We start from the raw sequence: 22599 nt of genomic DNA, 5'->3' as shown, positions 1-22599 counted from the left end.
TTCCAGATATTTCTAATGCAGTGTGATCGAGGGGGCCCGCAGGCCCCAAGATTTATTGTTTAAACTTCGAGCAAGATACGCGCTGGATCTTCGATCATTTCCTTGATCGCTACCAGGAAGCCAACTGCTTCCTTACCATCGATCAGACGGTGGTCATAGGACAGCGCCAGGTACATCATCGGCAGGATTTCCACCTTGCCATTTACCGCCATCGGGCGCTCCTGGATTTTGTGCATACCCAGAATTGCAGTTTGCGGTGGGTTCAGAATCGGAGTGGACAGCAGGGAACCGAAGACACCACCGTTGGTGATGGTGAAGGTACCGCCAGTCATCTCTTCGATAGACAGTTTGCCATCGCGGGCGCGAACACCCAGATCGCGGATATTGTTTTCCATATCCGCCAGGCCCATATTTTCGGCGTTACGCAGAATCGGCACAACCAGGCCTTTCGGAGAGGAAACCGCTACACCGATATCCTGGTAACCGTGGTAAACGATATCGTTGCCGTCGATAGACGCATTCACTGCGGTGTAACGCTTCAGCGCTTCTACTGCAGCTTTTACGAAGAAGCCCATAAAGCCCAGGCGAGTGCCGTTGTGGGTCTTCTCAAACAGGTCTTTGTAGTTCTTGCGCAGGTCCATAATCGGCTTCATGTTCACCTCGTTAAAGGTGGTGAGCATGGCGGTGGACTGGGATGCATCCAGCAGGCGCTCGGCAATACGCTTGCGCATGCGGGTCATAGGAACACGCTTCTCTACGCGCTCACCCGGGGTCACAGCCACTTCGGCAGCGGCGACGGGGGCAGCAGCTGCAGGTGCAGTACCCGCTTTCATGACATCTTCTTTGAGAACACGGCCACCTTTACCAGTGCCTTCCACACCAGCCAGATCAACGCCTTTTTCGGCCGCCATTTTCTTGGCGGACGGCATGGCGATTTTCTCACCGGCAGCGGGTGCTGCAGATTCAGCAGCAGGTGCTTCGGCCTTTGCTTCCGCCGGAGCGGCAGCGGCGCCGGCACCCGGCTCAAACTTGGCGATCACTTCATTGGAGAGAACCGTGTCGCCCTCGTCCTTAATGATCTCGGAGAGAGCGCCGTCTGCCGGCGCAACCACTTCCAGTACCACTTTGTCGGTCTCAATATCCACGATCAGTTCATCGCGGGACACGGCTTCACCGGGTTTTTTATGCCAGGTGGCGACAGTACCGTCCTGAACGGATTCCGGGAAAGTTGGCGCTTTAATCTCGATCGTCATTTTTCCTGTTTCCTGAGATTGTCTCTGCTTAAAATACTGCCGCCCGTTACTTGACGGTCAGCGCCTCGTTGATGAACTTATTCTGTTCTTCTAAATGGGTGGACATATAGCCCGCCGCAGGTGCCGCCGACGGGGCGCGGCCCACGTATTCCAGGTCCAGCTTCGGATGCGTTTCCGCCAGCAGGCGACGCAAGTGATGCTGACTGTGGTACCAGGCGCCCTGGTTCATGGGCTCTTCCTGACACCAGGCAACACTCTTAATGTTCTTAAATGCGGATACCGCATCCACGAACTCCTCGTCCGGGAAGGGGTACAGCTGCTCGATACGTACGAACGCCACATCTTCCTGTTCGCGCTCCATGCGCGCTTCCAGCAGGTGGTAGTACACCTTGCCGGAACACAGGATCAGACGTTTAACCTTTGCCGGGTCCACCCCCTGGTCTTGAATCACATTTTGGAAACGACCTTCAGCCAGTTCTTCCAAGCTGGAAGTAGCGAGCTTGTGACGCAGAATCCATTTAGGGCTCATAATCACCAGCGGGCGGCGCATCGGGCGCACCGCCTGGCGACGCAGCAAGTGGAAGATTTGTGCCGGGGTAGTGGCGTTACACACCTGGATATTGTGCTCGGCACACAGCTGCATAAAGCGCTCGAGACGCGCGGAGGAGTGCTCCGGACCCTGGCCTTCATACCCGTGTGGCAACATCAATACCAGGCCGCACATACGACCCCATTTGTGCTCACCGGAAGTAATGAACTGGTCGATCACGACCTGGGCGCCGTTGGCGAAGTCACCGAACTGAGCCTCCCACACCACCAGGGATTTTGGCGTGGTAGTGGCATAGCCGTATTCGAATGCCAGTACCGCTTCCTCAGACAGCAGGGAATCGTACATGTAGAAAGGCGGCTGGTCCTCGAACATATGCTGCAAAGGCACATAGCTCTGACCGTCTTTCTGGCTGTGAATTACCGCATGGCGGTGAGAGAAGGTTCCGCGGCCCACGTCCTCACCGGTAAAGCGGACCATAAAACCCTCTTCCAGAAGGGTGCCGTAGGCCAGGGTTTCCGCCATACCCCAATTAAGCGGCAGGGCGCCACCGGCCATCTTGCGGCGATCATCATAAATCTTGGAAACCTGACGCTGCATCACAATGCCATCGGGCACCGTGGTCATACGATTGGCGACGTCCTGAAGTTTCGGCATTGCGAAACCGGTGTCTGCAGGCACCTGCCAGTCGTGGCCCAGGTAGGGACTCCAGTCTACAAACATGGACGAGTCCGGCTGCTTAACCAGACCAGTGGCCACATCTTCACCCGCATCCAGCTTATCGCGGTAGTCGTTCGCCAGCTTGTCCGCTGCAACCTTGTCCAGGATGCCCTCTTCCACCAACTTCTCAGAGTAGAGAGTGCGAGTGGTTTTGTGCTTGCGGATGGTCTGGTACATCAGCGGCTGGGTGCCGGATGGGTCGTCGGTCTCGTTGTGACCGCGACGGCGATAGCAGACCAGATCGATGACGATGTCTTTCTTGAATTCGTAACGGTAATCGACAGCCAGCAGAGCCGCCAATACGACCATTTCCGGATCGTCGCCATTCACGTGCAGCACCGGTGCATCGATCATTTTGGCGGGATCGGTGGAGTACTCAGTGGAGCGGGCATCTTCGCGCTTGCTGGTGGTAAAGCCCACCTGGTTGTTCAGTACGATGTGCACAGTACCACCGGTGTAGTAACCGCGGGTCTGGGACATCTGCAGGGTTTCCTGCACAACACCCTGGCCGGCAAAAGCCGCGTCGCCGTGGATATTGATCGGCATTACCTTCTCACCAGCAGCATCTTTGCGGCGGTCCTGACGGGCGCGCACAGAGCCAACCACTACAGGCGCACTGATTTCCAGATGCGATGGGTTAAAGGCAAGGGCCAGGTGAACTTCACCACCGGGGGTCATTACGTTGGAGGAGAAACCCTGGTGATATTTCACATCACCAGAGGTATCGAGGGTTTTCTTACCTTCGAACTCCTGGAACAGATCCGCAGGGTTCTTGCCGAGGATATTCACCAGGGTATTCAGGCGGCCGCGGTGGGCCATGCCGATCACAATTTCCTTCACCCCGTAAGTGCCGGAGCGGCGGATCAGCGCATCCATCATCGGGATCAGGCTCTCACCGCCCTCCACACCAAAGCGTTTGGTGCCTGGGTATTTGGAATCCAGGTGACGCTCCAGGCCTTCTGCGGCAGAGAGACGCTGTAGAATTTCAATTTGGATATCGGTGCCAAAGTTGGCCTTGGACTGGCTGCGCTCCAGGCGCTGCTGGAACCACTGCTGCTCTTCCAGATTGGAGAGATGCATGATCTCCGCACCCAGATTGCCACAATAAGTCCGCTCCAAGCCCTCTACGATTTCACGCAGGGTCGCCTCTTCTTTGCCAAGGAACAGGCTACCGGTATTGAAGGTCGTATCGAAATCACCTTCAGTCAGGCCGTGGTAGCTCAACTGCAGGTCGGGCACCTGTTCGCGGGCCATCAGGCCGAGCGGGTCCAGGGTAGCTTTCTTATGGCCGCGATGGCGGTAGGAATCGATCAGCTGCAGAACCTTGATCTGCTTGCGCTCGTGCTCAAGATTAATAGAGCCGGAACCGGAGCCTGGTGCCGCCACAGGGCGGGCGCGATGCTTGCTGAGCAGTTCGAAGTGCTGGCGCACTGCGGCGTGGGAAACGTCGCTGCTACCGCCAACGCGGGGGAGGCTGTCGAAGTAATTGCGCCACTCCTCCGGTACACCGTTGGGGTCGTGCAGATAGGTCTCGTAAAGCTCCTCCACGTAGGCGGCATTGCCCCCGGAGATATGGGAGCTACGCCACAGCTGCTCCATGGTACTTTCGTGCATTTTGATGCCTACCTCGATTGCAGTGGGCTCTTATTTGCCTAAGCCACTGCGCTTTCCTTTCACTCACAAAAGGGGAGGCGCATAAAGCCACCTCCCCTTTTCAATTAGTTGCCGGTTCTCACCGGCTTTATCATTAGATAAGCGCCTTACCTGGCACCGGACCCACTACAAGTGGCCCCTAACGGGTCGATTAATGACCCGGATTCCCCTATACCGCACGCGTCAGCAGCATATTGCGAATATGGCCAATGGCGCGCGTTGGGTTCAATCCCTTTGGACACACATTCACACAGTTCTGGATACCGTGGCAGCGGAATACGCTGAAAGGATCGTCCAGGTTTGACAAGCGCTCGTCAGTGGCCAGATCGCGACTGTCCGCCAGGAAGCGGTAAGCCTGCAGTAAGCCGGCCGGGCCTATAAACTTATCCGGATTCCACCAGAAAGACGGACAGGCAGTGGAACAGCAGGCACACAGGATACACTCGTACAGGCCATCGAGCTTTTCGCGATCTTCTGGAGATTGCAGGCGCTCAATCGCCGGAGCCGGAGTGTCATTTTGCAGGTACGGCTCGATCTTTTTGTACTGCTCGTAGAACTGCTCCATATCCACGACCAGGTCGCGGATTACCGGCAAGCCGGGCAGCGGACGCAGGACCAGCTTACCTTTAGGGGCAGCTTCAGACAGTGGCGTAGTGCACGCCAGGCCATTGCGGCCTGAAATATTCATACCGTCGGAGCCACACACACCCTCGCGACAGGAGCGGCGGAACGACAGGGTCGGATCCTCGGCCTTCAGCAGCTCCAGAACATCCAACACCATCAGGTCCTTGCCCTTGGTGTCCAGCTCATAGTCCTGCATATACGGCGCTTTATCGGCTTCCGGGTTGTAACGGTAAATGCTTACTTTCAACATACTCTATTCCGCTCCCGAATCAGTAGGTCCGAGCTTTCGGTTCAAAGGCTTCCATGGTGTTCGGTGCGAAGTTTACCGCACGCTTGCCGACACGTTTCTCAGCCGGGAAATACATGGAATGACACAGCCAGTTTTCATCGTCGCGCTCCTGGAAGTCTTCGCGGGCATGGGCACCGCGGCTCTCAGTGCGGGTCTCCGCGGCAATTGCAGTAGCCTCAGCAACTTCCAACAGGTTCTGCAGCTCCAGGGCTTCAACACGGGCAGTATTAAACGCGCGGCTTCTGTCGTCCAGGCGCACATTTTCAATACGCCCACGCAGATCAGCCAGCTTCTTCACACCTTCTGCCATGTAGTCGCCGCGACGGAATACGCCGAAGTGATTCTGCATCACACCCTGCAGCTCTTTGCGCAGGTCGGCAGCTTTCTCGCCGGTTTCGTTGGTTTCCAGACGGTTCAGACGAGCCATAGCGGCTTCGATATCGGACTCGGAAGCTTCGCGGTGCTCGATACCTTCGCGCAGGGCCTTCTCGATAAACAGGCCGGAAGCCCGTCCGAATACCACCAGGTCCAGCAGAGAGTTGCCACCCAGACGGTTAGCGCCGTGCACGGATACACAAGCAACCTCGCCACAGGCATAGAAGCCGTCAATGATCTGGTCGTTGCCGGCAGCGTCCTGGGTCAGGGCCTGACCGTGAACGTTGGTGGGAATACCGCCCATCATATAGTGACAGGTCGGCACTACCGGGATCGGCGCCTTAACCGGGTCGACATGTGCAAAGGTCTTAGATAGCTCACAGATACCGGGCAGACGGCTGTTGAGCAGCTCTTCACCCAGGTGATCAAGCTTCAGGAATACGTGATCGCCTTCCGGACCACAACCGCGACCGTCGAGGATCTCCAGCACCATGGAGCGGGCTACAACGTCGCGGGACGCGAGGTCTTTAGCATTGGGGGCGTAGCGCTCCATAAAACGCTCGCCGTCTTTGTTGATCAGGTAACCACCCTCACCGCGACAGCCTTCGGTCACCAGAACACCGGCACCATAAATGCCAGTTGGGTGGAACTGCCACATCTCGATGTCCTGAACCGGCATACCGGCACGCAGGGCCATACCGACACCGTCACCGGTATTGATGTGTGCATTGGTGGTGGAAGCGAAGATACGACCGGCACCACCGGTAGCGAATACGGTCGCCTTGGACTTGATAAATACCACTTCGCCATCTTCGATGCACATGGCGATAACACCAACAACGGCACCATCCTGGTTTCTCACCAGGTCAATGGCAAACCATTCATTCAGAAATTCGGTTTTATGTTTTACGTTGTTCTGGTACAGAGTGTGCAGCAACGCGTGGCCGGTGCGGTCAGCAGCGGCACAGGTACGGGCAGCCTGACCACCACGGCCGAAGTCTTTGGACTGGCCACCAAAAGGACGCTGGTAAATACGGCCTTCTTCAGTACGGGAGAACGGCAGGCCCATGTGCTCCAGTTCGAACACGGCTTCCGGACCTACGGAACACATATATTCGATCGCTTCCTGGTCACCGATATAGTCGGAACCCTTAACGGTATCGTACATGTGCCAGCGCCAATCGTCATTGGGGTCGGAGCTGGCGATCGCACAGGTAATACCGCCCTGGGCGGACACTGTGTGAGAACGGGTTGGGAATACTTTGGTAATTACCGCAGTCTTGTAACCTGACTGGGCCATCTGCAGGGCAGCGCGCATACCAGCACCACCACCGCCAATTACAATCCCATCAAAAGAAATAGTACGCATATTCGCCATTGTTTATACACCCCAAAGAATTTCAATGCCCCACACCGTGTACAACACGGCAACCGCAGCCAGAACCACTTCTACGAACAAGCGCAGAACAGTGGCTTTACCGCCCATCATCCGATTGGTGATGTAATCGGTAACCACGGACCAGAGGCCAATCCAGGCGTGAATAATGGTGGAAAGCAGAGCAACCAAGCTGAATACGCGCATCCAGCGCTGGGCGAACAGCTCAGACCAGGCTTGGTAGCCAAAGTCTTTAGTGAAAAAGATAAAGCCCACTATAAAGAGGACATACGCGAGCAGTATCACTGCGGTAACTCGCTGGTAGAGCCAGTCGAAAGTGCCGCTACGGCCGAAGCTAGTTACTGTTCTTACCACAACCATACTCCCACTAAAAGAATAAGGATTACACTCACCACCAGCACCGTAATAGCACTGCGACGGCCGCCCTCAAGGCTCTCACCCATACCCATATCCATAAACAGGTGACGCACACCCGCCACCAGATGGTATATAAGAGCTGCCAGAGAGGCCCATAGGATGAGCTTGGCTGGAATACTATTAAATGCTGCCGCGACATCGGCGAAGCCTTGCTCTGATTCCAGACTGGCATCGAGCATGCAGAGCAGAAGCGCTACAACGGCGAAGAGCACAACGCCAGAAATTCGATGCAAAATGGAAACCAAAGCGGCAGCGGGAAGCTTTATAGTGGAAATGTCTAAATTGACAGGTCTGTTTTTGTTCACAGGAAAAACACCTTGTTGCCCTGAACGACCGGGCGCCCGTTAGCTTTTCAATGGAGGGACGAGCTGCTTGCTGATCACTTTGCACTCGACCTGTTGAAGCCTTGTACAAAGTAGCCGTACCATGGCGCAAGCCGCGCGGATTATAGGCATTCAATAGTCAAAACACAACGAACGCCTGGGAAACTGCCGGCTTTGGCGGTCTTCATGACCTGTCATTTGGCGCCGCGGGATTTCCGCAGATTTTCACGCCTCACTCCAGGCAAAAGCTCTACAGGCCCGCCCTGTCGCCAGATATCCTGTTGCCCGCAGACTGACCGTCCACTCCTTTTGGTTTGACAATTTGAGGCCCGGCACTTAAGTTTGGCCCGCTCAAAAGGCTGCCAGCACCCGAAAATCCTAGGAAAAGGCCGCCATAAGAACAGTTTTAGGAGTCCGCAATGTCCGATAAAAAAGCGCAACTCACAGTCGATGGTATCGACGGCGCGATAGAGATGCCCGTACGATCTGGCACCCTCGGCCCAGATGTTGTCGATGTCGGTAACCTGACCGGCAAAGGCTTATTCACCTATGACCCGGGCTTCGTATCCACTGCCTCGTGCGAATCCAAGATTACCTTTATCGATGGCGGCAAGGGCCAACTGCTGCACCGCGGCTACCCCATCGAACAACTGGCAGAAAAATCCGACTACCTGGAAACCTGCTATCTGTTAATGAACGGCGAACTGCCAGATGCCGAGCAGAAAAAGAAGTACGTAGACACCATCATGTCTCACACTATGGTACATGAGTCCCTGGTTAGCTTCTTTAAAGGCTTCCGTTACGACGCCCACCCAATGGCCATGATGTGTGGCGTAGTAGGCGCCCTCGCCTCCTTCTATCACGACTCCCTGGATATCAACAATCCACAGCACCGTGAAATTTCCGCACACCGCCTGATCGCAAAAATGCCAACCCTGGCTGCCATGTGCTACAAGCATTCCCAAGGCATGCCCTTCATGTACCCGGATAACAGCCGCAGCTACTCCGAAAACTTCCTGCACATGATGTTTGGCAACCCTTGCGAAACCAGTAAGGTCGATCCGGTTGTCGCCAAGGCGATGGATATCATCTTCCTGCTGCACGCAGACCACGAGCAGAATGCCTCCACCTCTACAGTGCGCCTGGCCGGCTCCTCCGGCGCCAACCCGTTCGCATGCATCTCTTCCGGTATTGCCGCCCTGTGGGGACCTGCACACGGTGGAGCCAACGAAGCTGTACTGAACATGCTGCAGGAAATCGGTGATGAGAGCCGCATCGATGAGTTTGTTAAACGCGCCAAAGACAAGAACGACCCCTTCCGCCTGATGGGCTTTGGGCACCGCGTTTACAAGAATTTCGATCCGCGCTCCCGCGTAATGCAAGGCATCTGTGATGAAGTTCTGGGTGCTATGGGTGCAGAGAATGATCCGCTGCTGAAGATCGCCAAAAAGCTGGAGAAAATCGCCCTTGAGGACGATTACTTCGTGGAGAAAAAGCTCTACCCGAACGTAGACTTCTACTCTGGCATTATTATGAAAGCGATCGGTATTCCCACCGATATGTTCACCGTAATCTTTGCCACTGGCCGCACCGCAGGCTGGATCGCCCACTGGAATGAAATGATTTCCAACCCGTACAAGATTGGCCGCCCGCGCCAGCTCTACACTGGCTACACTCAGCGCGACTATGTCCCCCTGGAACAGCGCTAATTAGCTCCCCAAAAAAAGCCCGGTATCACCGGGCTTTTTTATGCGTCTTGAACAAATAAATATTCAACACAATTTTAATAGCGCAATAGTGGTTTCACGCAAAAAATGTGACGCGCACCTCATTTTTTAAATTTTGCTCAAATCCCCTTCCCTATTTGGCAGTAAATAAGCTGTCATCCAATGTAAAATCCGCCGCTCCCCGGCCATAGCGAAATAACACTGCGTTCCCACTCGGCAGTTACTTTCCATCCGCGGAACTCCTTACTCGTACAAACACAAAACCACAATACTAATTAAGGGCACAGCATATGCTTAGCTTTATCTCCGGTATGTTCCGAAGTAGCAAGTCGGAAGAGTCTGCCGACCTGGAAGAAAAATACACCCGCAGTACCTATGCCGGCTCCAAGGGCACCCGCACAATCTCTTATGACCCAACATTAATTAAAGCCCTGGAAGACGATCACCGTCACCTGATCGGAATTTTTCAGCGTATGTGGTCTGAGGGTTTTGAAAAACAGAACTACCGCCAGCTATCGCAACTATTAACCCAGTTTAAGTCTGGCTTTCAAGCGCACCTGATCAAGGAAAACGTGCGTTTCTATGTCTATCTGGAACAAGCACTGGCCGGCGATGCCCACACGCTGCAGGTAGTTAAAGACTTTCGTACTGACATGAACGAAATTGCCAATGCTGTGGTGCAATTCTGTAAGCGCTACAACCACGAGGCATTTACTCCAGAGATGGTTCGCGATTTTAAGATGGACTACCAAAAGATTGGCGAAGCACTTACTCGCCGTACTGCATTGGAAGAAAAAGAACTCTACGTTCTTTACCAACCCTCCTGACAAAAGCTTCTCCAATCAGTGGAATATACTGTTACTTCAGCTCTACAGGAATTGAGCGTAAGCCGCTGAGTAAGCAACAACTTATTGAATAAAAATCCACGGGAATTTCACTGCGGCCCACAAGGACGGGGCGCAATTTCCCAACCCTCAAAAAATAAAGCACCACTGCATCTCCACTTAATCAAAGACTCACTAGAAAATAGTTTCTTACAGGCTCCCACCACTAAAGCAATTTGTCAAAATTCATCGAACAAGCACCTGCTCTACTTATTTGCAATTTGGGCAAGCCCCAAAAAAGTGCGCAATTACAATAACTTAATAAAACTTTCCATCCAGACCTCCCTTAACTTCCTATTCTCTATCGTCATTCTTATTCAACACTAGACGTTTATTTAATTTTGTTTAAACATAGGGGAATTAGAATTTAAAAAAAATTTCCGTGATGGGATATTGGTCTAAGAAGTTCTGATAGCTTTGTGGCTTAAAAACAAGAATGACAAAAAGGCCAGTAGTAAAAGCCGGAGTACTTGGGGGAAATATGACTGAACTAGAAAGTTCAGCTGCTCGACAATATACGCCAGATAGCACCCACACCAGTGATAGCAGCTATCCGATTTATGTGATTGTGGGTACCGGGCCCGTCGGGGTCCGCTGCGCACAAAAACTCCTGGAATTCTGTGACGAAGCTCAAATTGTTATTTATGGAGCAGAAATAGAATCACCTTATAACCGAGTAAAGCTCTCACAATATCTCTCTCGCCATGTGGATCGGGAGGAGCTCGACAACCCAATCCTCGGAAAGACTGATCACAGGCTTGCCGAATATATCGATCGGAAAATTGTGGCGATTGATCGCGCAAACAAAACGGTCACCGATGCCGAGGGCAATATACAACCCTATACCAAGCTGATCCTTGCTACAGGCTCCAATCCGACCATTCCTCAAATCCCCGGAGCGAACCTACCCAGTGTTTATCCATTTCGCAGTCTGCGTAACACGAATGACCTGATTGCCCTACGTGAGCGCCACGCGGACATTTGCGTTATCGGCGCCGGTGCGCTCGGGCTTGAAGCTGCAACCGCACTAAAGACCCCAAAAAATTCCGTCACCCTACAATCACGCGGTAAATTACTCAGTGGCCTGCTTGGTGAAGAGGGAGAGGAGTTTCTGAAGTCCTCCTTGTCAGCACTCGGCGTTGAACTTAAAGTCGGCGATGCCCTTAAGGCGATTGAGCAGCACGAAGAAAAAAACATTCTGCAGTTTTCTGATGGTGAGTACCTGAACGTAGATGCCATAGTTCTATGTACGGGTATCCAGCCTGAGGTCACACTCGCCCAACAAAGCGGTCTGGAAACCGAGCGGGGAATTGTTGTTAACGAGTGGATGCAAACCTCCGATCCCGACATTTACGCAATTGGAGAGTGTGCTGAGCATGACCGTAAGGTTTATCAGCTGGTGCGCCCCGGTTATGAACAAGCTGAGAGTTGCTGCTCACATATTCGCCGCAATCATGGCGGTGAGGTGCTAGAGCGCCCCTACTCCGGAAGTTACACCGATATCCAGCTTAAAATTGCCCATATTCCCTGTGCAATTATTGGGGATGTCGCCTCGGACAATCTCAAGCAAGGGGATGATGTACAGAGCTACATCTACCGCAACCGCTTCAAGGGAATTTACCGGCGCCTGTTTGTCAGGGATGGGCTTATCCTCGGCGCCGTCTATATTGGTAGCTGGGATGAGGCCAGTAGTCTGCGCCAAGCCGTGGCCCAGGAAGAAAAAATTAGTCAACGCGCCTTCAGTGACTTCGAAAGTGAGGGGCGTCTATTTGGCAAGAAAAAAACCAATAGCATCAAGGATTTTCCTGATGGCTATCTGGTGTGCCAATGTAATTCAGTCAGTAAAGGGGAACTTTGCAAAGCCATTTCTGATGGCAAGCGCACTCTCAACGAGTTACAGCAGGCCACCACCGCGGGTTCTGTATGCGGCAGTTGTCGCCCTCTGATGGCAGAGTTATTGGATGCTCCTGTTCCCAACCTGGTGATGCGCCATGCCAAAGGTATACTAATTACCTCGCTCATATCATTACTCCTCATAGCGCTGGCATTTTTGATGCCCTCCCCCCCAGTCTCAGACACCGTACAATCGGGACAACTCTGGGACAAATTGTGGTATGACAATTTCTGGAAGCAGGTTACCGGTTACAGCATATTAGTGCTGTGTATATTTACTGCCGCTCTCAGTGTACGCAAGCGCTGGAAAAAAATAACTCTCGGGCATATGGACCATTGGCGTTACGCACACAGTTTGATTGGCGTTGTCGCCCTTGCAACACTTGCAGTGCATACAGGGTTTCGCCTTGGGAAAAATCTCAATCTGGTCCTGATGTTGGTGTTTTTGGGGGTAACTGCAACCGGCTCACTGGTCGGTGTCTTTATGGCTCGCAATCATCACTGGACGGATCTCAGGCTGCGCGAACACCGCAAGTGGTGGTCTCGCATTCACTACGCCCTGCTCTGGGCGCTGCCAGTACTCCTTGCTTATCATATTCTCGCTGTTTATTACTTCTAAATGAAATCTTATCAATTTAAATTCTGGCATTACGGCCTGTTGCTGACGCTCACTGTTGGTTCACTGGCTGCGTACAACCTAACCGTAGCCGATAAGTCATTATTCGTAACCGGTGAGCCTACCCATGGGCACCATCAAATAGAACTCGCATGTACTTCCTGTCACGCAGATGGTTTTGCTGGGCAAGATGCAATCCAGAAGTCCTGCCTGAACTGCCATGCGGAAGAACTGGAGCTCGCCGACGACTCCCATCCGCGGAAGAAGTTTCTCGATCCCAGAAATGCTCAATTACTAGAGACTCTTGATGCGCGCCAGTGCATCAGTTGTCACACAGAACACAAGCAGGAAATTACTCGTGAAATGGGTGTAACCCTAGCCGGGGATTTTTGCTTCCACTGCCATAGCGATATTGCCGAGGAACGCAGTAGTCACCAGGGTATGGGCTTCGAAACCTGTGCCAGTGCCGGCTGCCATAATTATCATGACAATGGCACTCTCTATGAGGACTTCCTGATTGCCCATGTTGGGCAACCCGACCTTCTTGATGAGGCAAAACTGCCAGCACGCACCGCAATGGCTGCCTGGTTGCGGAAAAACCCGAACAAAGAACCGCTGCAATTGACTCATGCTGACCTGAAAGTTGAAAGTAGGAGTACAGAAATTGCAGCTGCTTGGGCGCAAAGCGCTCACGCTCAGGCAGACGTGAATTGCACCAGCTGCCATGCTGACGGGAAAATGCAATTTAACAGTGTGGAAATTCTCGAGCAGTGTGCCAGCTGTCACAGCGAGCAGAAAGAGTCTTTCACCCAAGGCAAACATGGCATGCGCCTCTCTTCCAAACTGCCGGAAAATTTTGCTGAACAGGTCGGCGCCATGTCTCCTCAACTGGCCAGGACTCCTATGCAGAGTAATGCATCAGGTGAGTTAAACTGTATCAGCTGTCACGGCCCTCACGAAGTAGACCTGCAATATGCTGCAGTAGAGGCATGCCTCAGTTGTCATAGTGATGAGCACAGCCTGGCCTATAAAGAGTCCCCCCATTTTAATGCGTGGGAGTCTAACCCCGAGCAGGGTGCCAGCTGTGCAAGCTGCCATCTCCCACGGGAAGCCCATAGTGAACAAATCGTGGTGAATCACAACCAGAACCATAATCTCCGCCCCAACGAAAAAATGTTACCGGTTTGCCTAAATTGCCATGGGGCTGAGTTTTCCTTGGCAGCAATGGCAGACAAAAAATTGATCTCTCAGAATTTCAAGTATAAACCTGCGGATAAACACGAGACATTTGACTTGATTCGTGACCGTATTGCGAAGATTTCCAACAGCAAAAATAAGCAAACACAATCCCAATAGGAGGGGAACACTATGCGTATTGCCGCTTGTTTTATCGCCGGACTGGCACTGCTCACTGGCTGCGAAAAAAATCAGGGAGTTGCGCCCGAGCGAATGGCGGATGCCATCTTTGCCGTGATTGAGGCGGATCGAGCAAACTACACCAACAAGGTAGTTAACCGTTTGCAGAATGAAGAAAAAATTCTGGACGCTGACGAACACTGGCAGGATAAAAAATTACTGCCGCTACCCGCGCAAATGATGCGTATGGGAGCCGAGCGTGTTGCAGAAAAAGACTCTGGTTTTAACTATGCCCTGCTATCCCTTTGGCCTGTTAACAAGCAGAATAAACCGCGCACCGATATGGAAAAAGAAGGGCTACAGTATGTAATCGATAACCCAGGTAAGAATTTTTACGGCCGTGAAAAACTGGGCGACACAGAATACTTTACTGCAGTCTATGCTGATGTCGGCGTATCCCCCGCTTGCGTCAGCTGCCACAATGACCATGTGGACAGTCCACGAGACAACTTTGAACTCGGAGAAACTATGGGTGGTGTAGTTATCCGTATCCCGCTCTGACTTAAAAATAGCACAATCTTAAAGGGGCCTTCATTGGGCCCCTACGCCTTCCTATGCTCAACGCATCAGTACTTGGGCCCGTCAAGCCCTGCTTTATTTCTGATTTTTCGCACAATCTCCAACCAATCAAATTTTTTAGGAAAACTAAGCACCTAACTCATAAGAGTTGGGCGAATTGAGCGCTTTCGCGGACCGAGATCAGCAACTTAAATTTGAGCTGCTTACAATTAATTAGCGGCCGAAATCATTTCGACCGCTCCCTCTTTCAATTGACTGGCTCTACTCCCGCTGCAACCTCGCTGAAATCATTCAGACCAGTGGTCACCCGCTGTGGGCCTATTTCCGGGTAAGTCCAGTCTCCATTACGGACCGCTTATTGTTTCACTTCGCTCCGCGAAGCACACCTAGGCATTAATATATTAGTCACCCAAAGAGGGATATCAAAGAAGATACATATTGCACTTAAGAATTTGGACAAATAGGAAAAACTTATAAAAGCTTTTCAAGTGTTACTTTGCTTTAATGGGGTGATAACCCCCTGCAACCCTTCAACTTTGATTTCCAAAGTCAACGCCATCAGTTGCCCCAGTCTACCCTCGGGAAATCCTTTTTGGGAGAACCAGAGCAAATACTCTTCAGGAAGATCAATAAGCGCTCGCCCCGTATATTTGCCAAAAGGCATCGGCGTCCGCGCTACCTCTATTAGGTACTGTTTTTCAAACATATCAAAATCCGACAAAACTTCACTTTTGTGCTATAGCAAGCTCTCGCCCTGGAAATTTGTTGCTGCTTTCTGCCCACCTTACACTGGCTCAGAAATTGTTCGGCCTAATCCGCCGTTCCTATACCTCAGGCAATTACTAACAGAGGTGCCTATGCGTATTAAAGCTATTAAATATCTCAGCCTGGCAGCTGTGCTCAGCGCTAGCCTGGGAGGCCAAGGCTGTGCCAATATGAGTGATACCGACCGCCGAATAGGCACCGGGGTTGGCATTGGGGCCGTTACCGGCGCCCTGATTAGCGGCGGACGTCCAGGCGGTACCGCTGCAGGGGCAGTTATTGGGGCTGGAGCCGGCTATCTCTACGACAGGGAGCGCAAACGTAGAGACTACTATCGTTATCGCGGTCGCTACTATCGCTACTAATTTACTGCTATCGATCCAGGACAGGAACAGACAGTCAGTAGATAATGGTCTACGGGTGGGTGCAGCTTAAAGCCGCCCCCACCCTTAATGTTAAGAAAAGACGCTTCCCCAACCATTAAAGGAGTTGTCTAATCACATTGATTCAACCTGGACAGAAATTACCGGTGGGAAACATCCTTAGAGTAACCGGGTCTTATTTTTTCCACAGCGCTCACAACGATACTCAGTGACCAGTTTTCCCTGTTTAACATCAAACTTACGCTCGGTGATCACCTTCCATTTATGGAAACCCTCTCTACACAGGGTTTTCCCCTTGTGTTTCTGCCAGGCAGTTTTCTTTTTAAAAGGGATTACATCTCCCATATATTTTCACACATCATATTTTGAATTCTAACTATCATTTGGAATAATAAAAACTGAACTCCAGTTAAAAAACTAGCAAATGTATGCTTCCGGAGCGGAGCCTAGGCCACGCTAAAATAAGACGTACTATAACTATTCATCGTTAATCTTGGCAAGCATATACAAGCTTTTATCATATGACTAAGAATCAATTGACCGAACAGTCAACTTCTATTCTCTCTTTAAAGCTAAGAGCCCCATAAACATACAAAGCCTACTTAATCTTAATATTCTAAAGCTAGTTAAATCTCTTGAATGAGAGGCTTATGAGCGAAGCTGGCAGAGAGGTTAACCTTGACTCCACCTATCAACTGAAGCATCAATAGTAAAGACTCTAATTGGCAGTCAGAAGCTTTACGATTTAATGAATAGAGCCCACCGTAAAATCAACTGACATTTTGAATATTAATTTTTACCAAAATACCTGTTTTCAACTTCTTTCTTAAATGTAAAATTTAAATACCGGTGCATAAATGTAACTCTCTCTATGTCTTAGTAATAGCCGAGAATTTTTACTGGAAATACCTAATAAATTATAACGCCCTACATATGTAGATTCATCAACCTTATCAATATGGATTAAGATTTTAATTTTGGATAATTGTTTGAGGATAACGCTAATAAAAACTTGCTTAGTGGTGTTACGAATAAAATTAACTAGACTCCGGGTATTCGGTATGGGTCCCATACTACCCAGAAAAACTCTCAAACAAAATGAGTAGTCTAACTTAAGAACCGCAATATTACCTCTAATATCAATCGGCTTAACGGTAATCAATTGCATTCAAAATAGTCATTTTCCTACTTTACATCTCCCAACCACTTTCTCTAAATTTGTGATCTTGATCTTATTCGGAAATTGATTTTTATCAATTGACAATTCCAGTATTCACAAGGGAATTGTTTGCCTACGAGAATCCTTCTGGCTAGGAGGTTGGAGTTTCTACCCACGCAGCCAATCATATTTTACAACTGCACTGCAATGGACAATCAATTACTCCAACTGCAGTGCAACTTGATTAAATACACATGAAATCGCTAAAAACCAAGCACTTTGTGAAAACTTCAATTAAACGAAGAAAACACAAAACTCGTCATAGAATATTATCTAGTACTTAATCTACAGGACATACTCGAATTATATGGCCATCTGGATCTTCAACAAGAAAAGTACGGCCAAAGACCTCATTGTAAGGTTCTTTCGTAAACTTGATTTCGGTATTCTCTCGCCAATTCTCATAAAGAGAATCTACATCTTCACTAGAAGGCAACATAATACCAATCTCAGAGAAACGAGGGGTATCAGCATTTGGCTCTGCTCCCCCTGTCCAAAGGGCAAATAATGCTTCGCCATCCGCTGCAAATGCCACATAACGAGGACTGGAAAATATCGGATCTGAATTGAAAAGCATTTTGTAAAAGCCCGTTGAACGTTCAATATCAGACACGTAGATAAGTTGAAGATTAGGTTTGGGGGATACTTTAATCATATAACTTCACTTCCCTATAGCAGGTTAAAAAATCCTGTACCAAATTAATTATACAAGGCCTAAAAATCAGCAGCAAGAATAGTTTTTATCGCTGGATGCTGATATCTATAGAAAATAGATAAATAAATTTTAATAGCGCACAATCAACCAAAATCAATATATTTTAAACACCAAGGTCGCTGCTCACATTGCACAGTCAAAAATTCGAGCATTGGAAAATTACAACTCTAAATATTAACAACAAACTCCGTACCGAAAATTCGTCCCTTATTTAAAATTGTAAATGTCGATTCCTGGCTATAGATTGGCATACTGGTATTAAGGCCTTCCGTTACTTCATTAAGAAGATTACGGCCATAAAGCGAAAACTTCCAGCCACCATCAGCTGGTTCTATCGAAAGGTTCACTTCGAGCATATCTGCCGCGCTCAGCACACCACGATTGTTATCGTCATAGAATTGTCTGTCCCGGTGATTGAAAGCAACACTGCCACTGAAAGTGCCAATAGAGCCAATATCTTGGGAATAGATTACCGAGGCACCATAACTCCAAGGAGCTAAACGCGGCAGGCTCAGCTTCTTATCAAAACTATTAATTTCCCCATCTTCATTAAGATCATAAAATATATGTGTATATTTATCATCCATATATCCAATATGACCAGTAAATGAAATTTTGTTCGATAGGTATACTTGACTTTCTAACTCAACACCCAATATCTGTGCATCCGCAGCATTAGTTATTGTTTGAAAAGTAACATTATCCTGTCCTATAAAGGAAATTTCCCTCTGAAGATCGTGAATCTTGTTATAGAAAGCCGATAAATTAACTCGTGTGGTATTTGAGAAATCTTTTTTGACACCAACCTCATAGGCATCCTGTTTTTCTGGATCGAATGGGCCAGGAATTGTGGTATCGTTATTACGGAAATTGTAGCCACCACTGCGAAATCCGCGAGTCCAAAAAGCGTAAACCTGAGTATCATCATCTGGTACCCATTGAAACCCAAATTTTGGAGTATAGGCTTTCCACTCTTCATTGTCATTGAACGTCACATTACAACTTTGTCTCATGAGGCTGCACCCACTAGGCACAAGATCTGCAAGGGCCGCTTCTTTTTCTTCGTGGGTAAAGCGAATACCTGCATTTAATAGCCAATTTTCGGATAAGTGCCAATCTGTTGAAGCAAAAAAGCCCAAAGTTTTATAGGTCTGATCCCCACCACCAGTTAAACGTAACGCTCCAGTATTCACCAACCGGTCTTCGATATAGTCAATATTCTGAGTAAAGTAATAGATACCCGCGGTCACATCTACTAAGTTAAAAGTACCCGAGTAACGCAGCTCATTACTGAATTGCTCCTGGTCAGTCCATGTTTCAGCATGAGCACCTATAATTGGAGAAGAATCAATATCCGATAAGGTACCGGCTTCGTACTGACGCCAGGCAAAAACGTTGGTGAGAACACCATCTCCAAGTGCAATATTGATATTGCTCTCCGATACTGCGCTTTTCCAATCAACATCGGAATACCCGGGCTCATCAATTTGAATGTCGAATTCGCCCAATGCCGCAATGTCCCTGTTTTGGTTGGCAGGACCATCTCCCTCCATTTGACCCAACTCCAACTTTAGGATCATTTGTAGTCCATCCAGAGGGTAAGCATTTAATGCATGACGAATAATTTTGGTCTCAGAGCGACCATGCCGGTCACCGGTGTGTGTGTTTTCAAACCACCCAGAATCGTCGGAGTAATAGGCGGCAATCTTAGCATTTAAAAGATCGTTGATTACCGGTCCAGACAGCACTCCACTAGTGATCTTTTTTGTTCCACTTTCAAGAGCAAAACGCCCATTAGCTTGTAATTCATCACCTGGGACTGTTGTATTTAATAGAATTGCACCGCCAGTAACGTTTCTACCGAACAAAAGTCCCTGAGGGCCACGCAATATTTCTATGCTCTGTAGATCAAAGTTGTCAAAAAGCACACCACCACTAATGCCCAGATACATACCATCGACAAAAACACCAACTGTTGGATCAATAGAAGGTATAGAGCTATTGATACCAAGTCCACGTATGGAGAAATTTGCATATCCAGGAAAAGTACCAATATCATCAAGGGATACATTCGGCACACTGTATCCCAAGTCACCCAAAGAAGTTACATGCCTATTTTCTAGTTGAACATTGTCAAATGCGGTGACAGCTGTAGGAACATCTTGAATACTAATCGCCGTCGTTTTCTTCATTGCCGTAACTACTACTTCGTCCATGACTGAGTTCATGTTGGCTGTCGCGCTATTGGTTATGGTTAGGATTAAACTTGATATTCCAATTACTCGACAAATCAATAAATTGGTACTCGATTTTACTATCATATCTTTCATCCTGAAAAAGTTTTAATATTCCTTCATCATCCCAAATTTCATTACCACTTCACATACAAGCTGTTAAATTTGCTTTCTATTCTGCTAACTGGATTTTAACCATTGAGTGTGAACCCGAAGTCCCCGATTACACATTAAGAAATCAGCTAAATAGCCATCGTGAGGTACCCGATAATCCATCCAGGTAGTGGGAATAATGCCAATATAAACATTGGAAATGGAAACATCCGATAGTACTTGGTGAATTAGTTCTTTCTCGCGGGATAAAAGCGTAACAACAAGAGAGCCAGATAATGCACTAAAATCTTCCTGCCGATTAAAAGGTGCAACAGTTATACAGGGAAATGGCAGTTCACGCTGGACCTTGGCATCGGTAGCACTCTTTACTAAGGTAACATGGGGTTTTAAGGGGTACCCATTAGTGGAAGTGTGATCATATAGCCATGGATTTTCTTCAGCTTGCAATAGATTCATATATGCATCAACCTCCCGCCTTCTACCCAGGGTAAGGGGTTGCAGTTTCGCGCGAACTTCTAGTTCAAGCCTTAGCCGATGAGCAAAGCCATAGGGGTCATCCTCCACCAATACTGCACTGGCGCAGACGCAGGCCGCACCACCTCGTGATAAAACAGACTCAGCAACAACAGTGACAGCCTCTTCATGATCAACATCCCTACCTACAACCATTTTCGATCGTCCCGGACCTTGGACTAGAACTTTAGGATTGCTTCCATACCGCGTAGTAACCTCTGGGCCACCATAAACTATTGCCAGATCACTTAGCTCAATCAGGCTATCTACCCCCCTGTGATCAGTCGGGATCAAAGCAACGTATTGTTCCAACCCCGCCAACTCAAGGGCGCAAATAAGTCTCTGTGCAGTGAAGGGTTCGCGGGATGAAGGTCTGACCATGGTTCGGTATCCCATAGCAATAGCCTGGGGCCAAAGGCCATGGACACCCGGACCGTTACCTGCCGCAATAATTGAAACAACATCCCCTCGACGTGACAACAAGCTACAACCGTTACTGGCGGCGGAGTCTCGGTAATCCCAAACAGCGCCGGCTGGGGTAGCGGCCTGCATAATCCCGAGCATATTATTAAGACTATGAGAAATGTGAGTCATAGACTCGGCCACCAGGGATTTCTGCAACCCCGTTACATTAGCAACCATCGAAATATAGGCGTCCGGTTCCAGGCCTGCTAAATTTGCTTCCTTATATATCTGGCCAGCCTTTGCTAATCGCTCATAGCGTTGCGAAAGTGTTAGTGATTCCCCTTTCCGCATCTGTACGATTTTATCTTGTATATAAACGGTAGGGACGATCGCACTTTCACCAACGATGCGATCAGATACATCCATTATCGGCTGCCGTCGCCTGGTATGATGAGAAGCACCTAGGCAACGTGCTTCCACCTGTAGTACCTGTTGCTCAAAAGGAGTTTTCCGGACATCACTAGTGAGCGCTGCCATTAATACACTCCTTCAATCACTGCTTTACCGGAGACCCGCGCAACGGGTTTTACATCACTGACAGAAGAACCGGGACAATTCCCTAAAGTGGGAAGTCGCACTGCCGTATCACGCTCAAAGATATTGGGGAAAAATGCAAAGCGACTCAGGTGATTCATCACCACCTGTCCTCGCCCATTGTACTCAACGGGTTTTTCACTTTCTGGGTCGACCACCTCCAAAATGACATAAGGTGCGTAGCTGTCAAAGATAGGGGATCCGTTATAGTCCTGATTAATCCGCGCTTTGGTCTCCGAAAGAATCATAGTGCTTCCATAACTCGCTGTTATAGGGACATCAGGGAATACCATCGTTTTCAAATAATCTAATGTGTCTACATCCATATGAGTTCCTCCCCAAGTGATCATCTCAAGGGTACTGTTGAGAGTTTCAGCTAAGGAGCGGCGACGCGCTATCGCCTCTAACAAAGGCGGTGTTGCAATAAGATATTTAATAGCTTGTGTAGCAATGATGGGTTCCGCCTGGTCAATAAGATGATCGGAGTAGTCTCTGGCACCTTCCATATTTCCTGCCTGGATTAATTTTTTTACCCAACGGGGATCTAAATCTACAGTGAAGCACTGCCCACCAAAAGCTCTGGCACGACGACGGTTGATGGCTCCTACGATATGAGGGCCCGTCGGTATAATTGCCAACGTATTTTTCGGAGTCTTATCTGTTGAGGTTTCAAATCCCTCCAAACGCCAACTAACCACCTGCTCAAGCCACTCCTCATAAGCAACAACCCGCTTGGCCGTCCCCGTTGTCCCGCCACTTTCAAATATCCCGGCAAGCCTATAATCGGCCAGTCCCTTAGGTTGCAGATCTTCAATCGCTATCTCACGAAGCAACTGGCTGATATCAGGAAATAAAGACAGATCGGCCAATGATCGGACATCCTTAACTGGATCAAAATCAAATTGACTGCGCATTGATAACCAAAATGGAGAGCCGGTATCCGGCGAAAAATGCCAGTTCAAAATGTCAGCCAAATGACGTTGGAAGTCAGGTGATTCCATAGGAATG

18 protein-coding genes are annotated in these 22599 nt (G+C 49.4%); 6 read left to right on the top strand and 12 right to left on the bottom strand.

The genetic code is table 11. The annotated features are described in order from the left end of the window. Positions 1-59: 59 nt before the first annotated feature. The 6 genes from odhB to sdhC all read right to left on the bottom strand — a co-directional run bounded on the left by odhB (position 60) and on the right by sdhC (position 7579). Positions 60-1253: a 2-oxoglutarate dehydrogenase complex dihydrolipoyllysine-residue succinyltransferase gene (gene odhB / locus G367_RS0108430; RefSeq protein ID WP_020412681.1), complete on the bottom strand. Its 1194-nt coding sequence runs from the start codon at positions 1251-1253 to the stop codon at positions 60-62. 46 nt (positions 1254-1299) lie between these two features. Then, a complete protein-coding gene (locus G367_RS0108425) occupies positions 1300-4134 on the bottom strand; it encodes a 2-oxoglutarate dehydrogenase E1 component (protein WP_020412680.1) in 2835 nt (944 codons plus the stop codon). A 208-nt stretch (positions 4135-4342) separates the two neighbouring features. Continuing rightward, on the bottom strand, positions 4343-5047 hold the full coding sequence (locus G367_RS0108420) for a succinate dehydrogenase iron-sulfur subunit (RefSeq protein ID WP_020412679.1): 705 nt from the start codon (positions 5045-5047) through the stop codon (positions 4343-4345). Between the two features lie 19 nt (positions 5048-5066). Beyond that, positions 5067-6839, bottom strand: coding sequence for a succinate dehydrogenase flavoprotein subunit (gene sdhA / locus G367_RS0108415; protein ID WP_020412678.1), 1773 nt, complete (start codon positions 6837-6839; stop codon positions 5067-5069). A gap of 3 nt (positions 6840-6842) precedes the next feature. Further along, positions 6843-7211, bottom strand: a complete 369-nt coding sequence (sdhD, locus tag G367_RS0108410; protein ID WP_026305008.1) for a succinate dehydrogenase, hydrophobic membrane anchor protein — start codon at positions 7209-7211, stop codon at positions 6843-6845. Next, positions 7205-7579 carry a succinate dehydrogenase, cytochrome b556 subunit gene (gene sdhC / locus G367_RS0108405; protein ID WP_020412676.1) on the bottom strand — a complete coding sequence of 125 codons (375 nt, stop codon included), beginning with the start codon at positions 7577-7579 and terminating at the stop codon, positions 7205-7207. Before sdhC ends, sdhD begins: the two co-directional genes overlap by 7 nt. Positions 7580-8016: 437 nt before the next feature. Between sdhC and gltA the strand changes: the two genes are divergently transcribed. The 5 genes from gltA to G367_RS0108380 all read left to right on the top strand — a co-directional run bounded on the left by gltA (position 8017) and on the right by G367_RS0108380 (position 14634). Beyond that, complete coding sequence (gltA, locus tag G367_RS0108400; RefSeq protein WP_020412675.1) at positions 8017-9306, top strand: citrate synthase; 1290 nt, start codon at positions 8017-8019, stop codon at positions 9304-9306. Positions 9307-9614: 308 nt separating this feature from the next. Continuing rightward, on the top strand, positions 9615-10151 hold the full coding sequence (locus tag G367_RS23385; protein ID WP_020412674.1) for a hemerythrin domain-containing protein: 537 nt from the start codon (positions 9615-9617) through the stop codon (positions 10149-10151). Positions 10152-10689: 538 nt separating this feature from the next. Continuing rightward, on the top strand, positions 10690-12720 hold the full coding sequence (locus G367_RS0108390; protein WP_026305007.1) for an FAD-dependent oxidoreductase: 2031 nt from the start codon (positions 10690-10692) through the stop codon (positions 12718-12720). Next, positions 12721-14073 carry a cytochrome c3 family protein gene (locus tag G367_RS0108385; protein WP_020412673.1) on the top strand — a complete coding sequence of 451 codons (1353 nt, stop codon included), beginning with the start codon at positions 12721-12723 and terminating at the stop codon, positions 14071-14073. A gap of 12 nt (positions 14074-14085) precedes the next feature. Further along, a complete protein-coding gene (locus tag G367_RS0108380; RefSeq protein WP_020412672.1) occupies positions 14086-14634 on the top strand; it encodes a Tll0287-like domain-containing protein in 549 nt (182 codons plus the stop codon). 502 nt (positions 14635-15136) lie between these two features. Here the strand turns inward: G367_RS0108380 and G367_RS0108375 are convergent. Continuing rightward, a complete protein-coding gene (locus tag G367_RS0108375; protein WP_020412671.1) occupies positions 15137-15358 on the bottom strand; it encodes a DUF3820 family protein in 222 nt (73 codons plus the stop codon). 151 nt (positions 15359-15509) lie between these two features. Between G367_RS0108375 and G367_RS0108370 the strand changes: the two genes are divergently transcribed. After that, positions 15510-15779, top strand: coding sequence for a YMGG-like glycine zipper-containing protein (locus G367_RS0108370; RefSeq protein WP_020412670.1), 270 nt, complete (start codon positions 15510-15512; stop codon positions 15777-15779). Positions 15780-15956: 177 nt separating this feature from the next. Here G367_RS0108370 and G367_RS0108365 read toward each other — a convergent pair whose 3' ends face one another. From G367_RS0108365 to G367_RS0108340, 5 genes are all read right to left on the bottom strand, one after another. Continuing rightward, a complete protein-coding gene (locus G367_RS0108365; protein ID WP_020412669.1) occupies positions 15957-16142 on the bottom strand; it encodes a hypothetical protein in 186 nt (61 codons plus the stop codon). A 1154-nt stretch (positions 16143-17296) separates the two neighbouring features. Then, a complete protein-coding gene (locus G367_RS0108355; RefSeq protein ID WP_020412667.1) occupies positions 17297-17671 on the bottom strand; it encodes a VOC family protein in 375 nt (124 codons plus the stop codon). A gap of 227 nt (positions 17672-17898) precedes the next feature. Beyond that, positions 17899-19947, bottom strand: a complete 2049-nt coding sequence (locus tag G367_RS0108350; protein WP_020412666.1) for a TonB-dependent receptor — start codon at positions 19945-19947, stop codon at positions 17899-17901. A gap of 198 nt (positions 19948-20145) precedes the next feature. Then, positions 20146-21534: an aldehyde dehydrogenase family protein gene (locus tag G367_RS0108345; RefSeq protein WP_020412664.1), complete on the bottom strand. Its 1389-nt coding sequence runs from the start codon at positions 21532-21534 to the stop codon at positions 20146-20148. Further along, a complete protein-coding gene (locus G367_RS0108340) occupies positions 21534-22592 on the bottom strand; it encodes a phenylacetate--CoA ligase family protein (protein WP_020412663.1) in 1059 nt (352 codons plus the stop codon). Before G367_RS0108340 ends, G367_RS0108345 begins: the two co-directional genes overlap by 1 nt. Between the last annotated feature and the right edge of the window lie 7 nt (positions 22593-22599).

Origin of the sequence: Microbulbifer variabilis ATCC 700307, from assembly GCF_000380565.1 — a bacterium.
In the GTDB taxonomy this organism is placed as follows: Bacteria; Pseudomonadota; Gammaproteobacteria; order Pseudomonadales; family Cellvibrionaceae; genus Microbulbifer; species Microbulbifer variabilis.
Note: the sequence above shows the minus strand (reverse complement) of the source record. Positions and strands in the feature narration are given on the sequence as shown.

Coding starts and splice junctions, on each gene's coding strand:
- G367_RS0108365 (WP_020412669.1), bottom strand. CDS start 16,142: ATGGGAGATGTAATCCCTTTTAAAAAGAAAACTGCCTGGCAGAAACAC.
- G367_RS0108370 (WP_020412670.1), top strand. CDS start 15,510: ATGCGTATTAAAGCTATTAAATATCTCAGCCTGGCAGCTGTGCTCAGC.
- G367_RS0108420 (WP_020412679.1), bottom strand. CDS start 5,047: ATGTTGAAAGTAAGCATTTACCGTTACAACCCGGAAGCCGATAAAGCG.
- G367_RS0108350 (WP_020412666.1), bottom strand. CDS start 19,947: ATGGACGAAGTAGTAGTTACGGCAATGAAGAAAACGACGGCGATTAGT.
- G367_RS0108355 (WP_020412667.1), bottom strand. CDS start 17,671: ATGATTAAAGTATCCCCCAAACCTAATCTTCAACTTATCTACGTGTCT.
- G367_RS0108380 (WP_020412672.1), top strand. CDS start 14,086: ATGCGTATTGCCGCTTGTTTTATCGCCGGACTGGCACTGCTCACTGGC.
- sdhA (WP_020412678.1), bottom strand. CDS start 6,839: ATGGCGAATATGCGTACTATTTCTTTTGATGGGATTGTAATTGGCGGT.
- G367_RS0108375 (WP_020412671.1), bottom strand. CDS start 15,358: ATGTTTGAAAAACAGTACCTAATAGAGGTAGCGCGGACGCCGATGCCT.
- G367_RS0108340 (WP_020412663.1), bottom strand. CDS start 22,592: ATGGAATCACCTGACTTCCAACGTCATTTGGCTGACATTTTGAACTGG.
- G367_RS0108390 (WP_026305007.1), top strand. CDS start 10,690: ATGACTGAACTAGAAAGTTCAGCTGCTCGACAATATACGCCAGATAGC.
- odhB (WP_020412681.1), bottom strand. CDS start 1,253: ATGACGATCGAGATTAAAGCGCCAACTTTCCCGGAATCCGTTCAGGAC.
- G367_RS0108345 (WP_020412664.1), bottom strand. CDS start 21,534: ATGGCAGCGCTCACTAGTGATGTCCGGAAAACTCCTTTTGAGCAACAG.
- gltA (WP_020412675.1), top strand. CDS start 8,017: ATGTCCGATAAAAAAGCGCAACTCACAGTCGATGGTATCGACGGCGCG.
- G367_RS0108425 (WP_020412680.1), bottom strand. CDS start 4,134: ATGCACGAAAGTACCATGGAGCAGCTGTGGCGTAGCTCCCATATCTCC.
- G367_RS0108385 (WP_020412673.1), top strand. CDS start 12,721: ATGAAATCTTATCAATTTAAATTCTGGCATTACGGCCTGTTGCTGACG.
- G367_RS23385 (WP_020412674.1), top strand. CDS start 9,615: ATGCTTAGCTTTATCTCCGGTATGTTCCGAAGTAGCAAGTCGGAAGAG.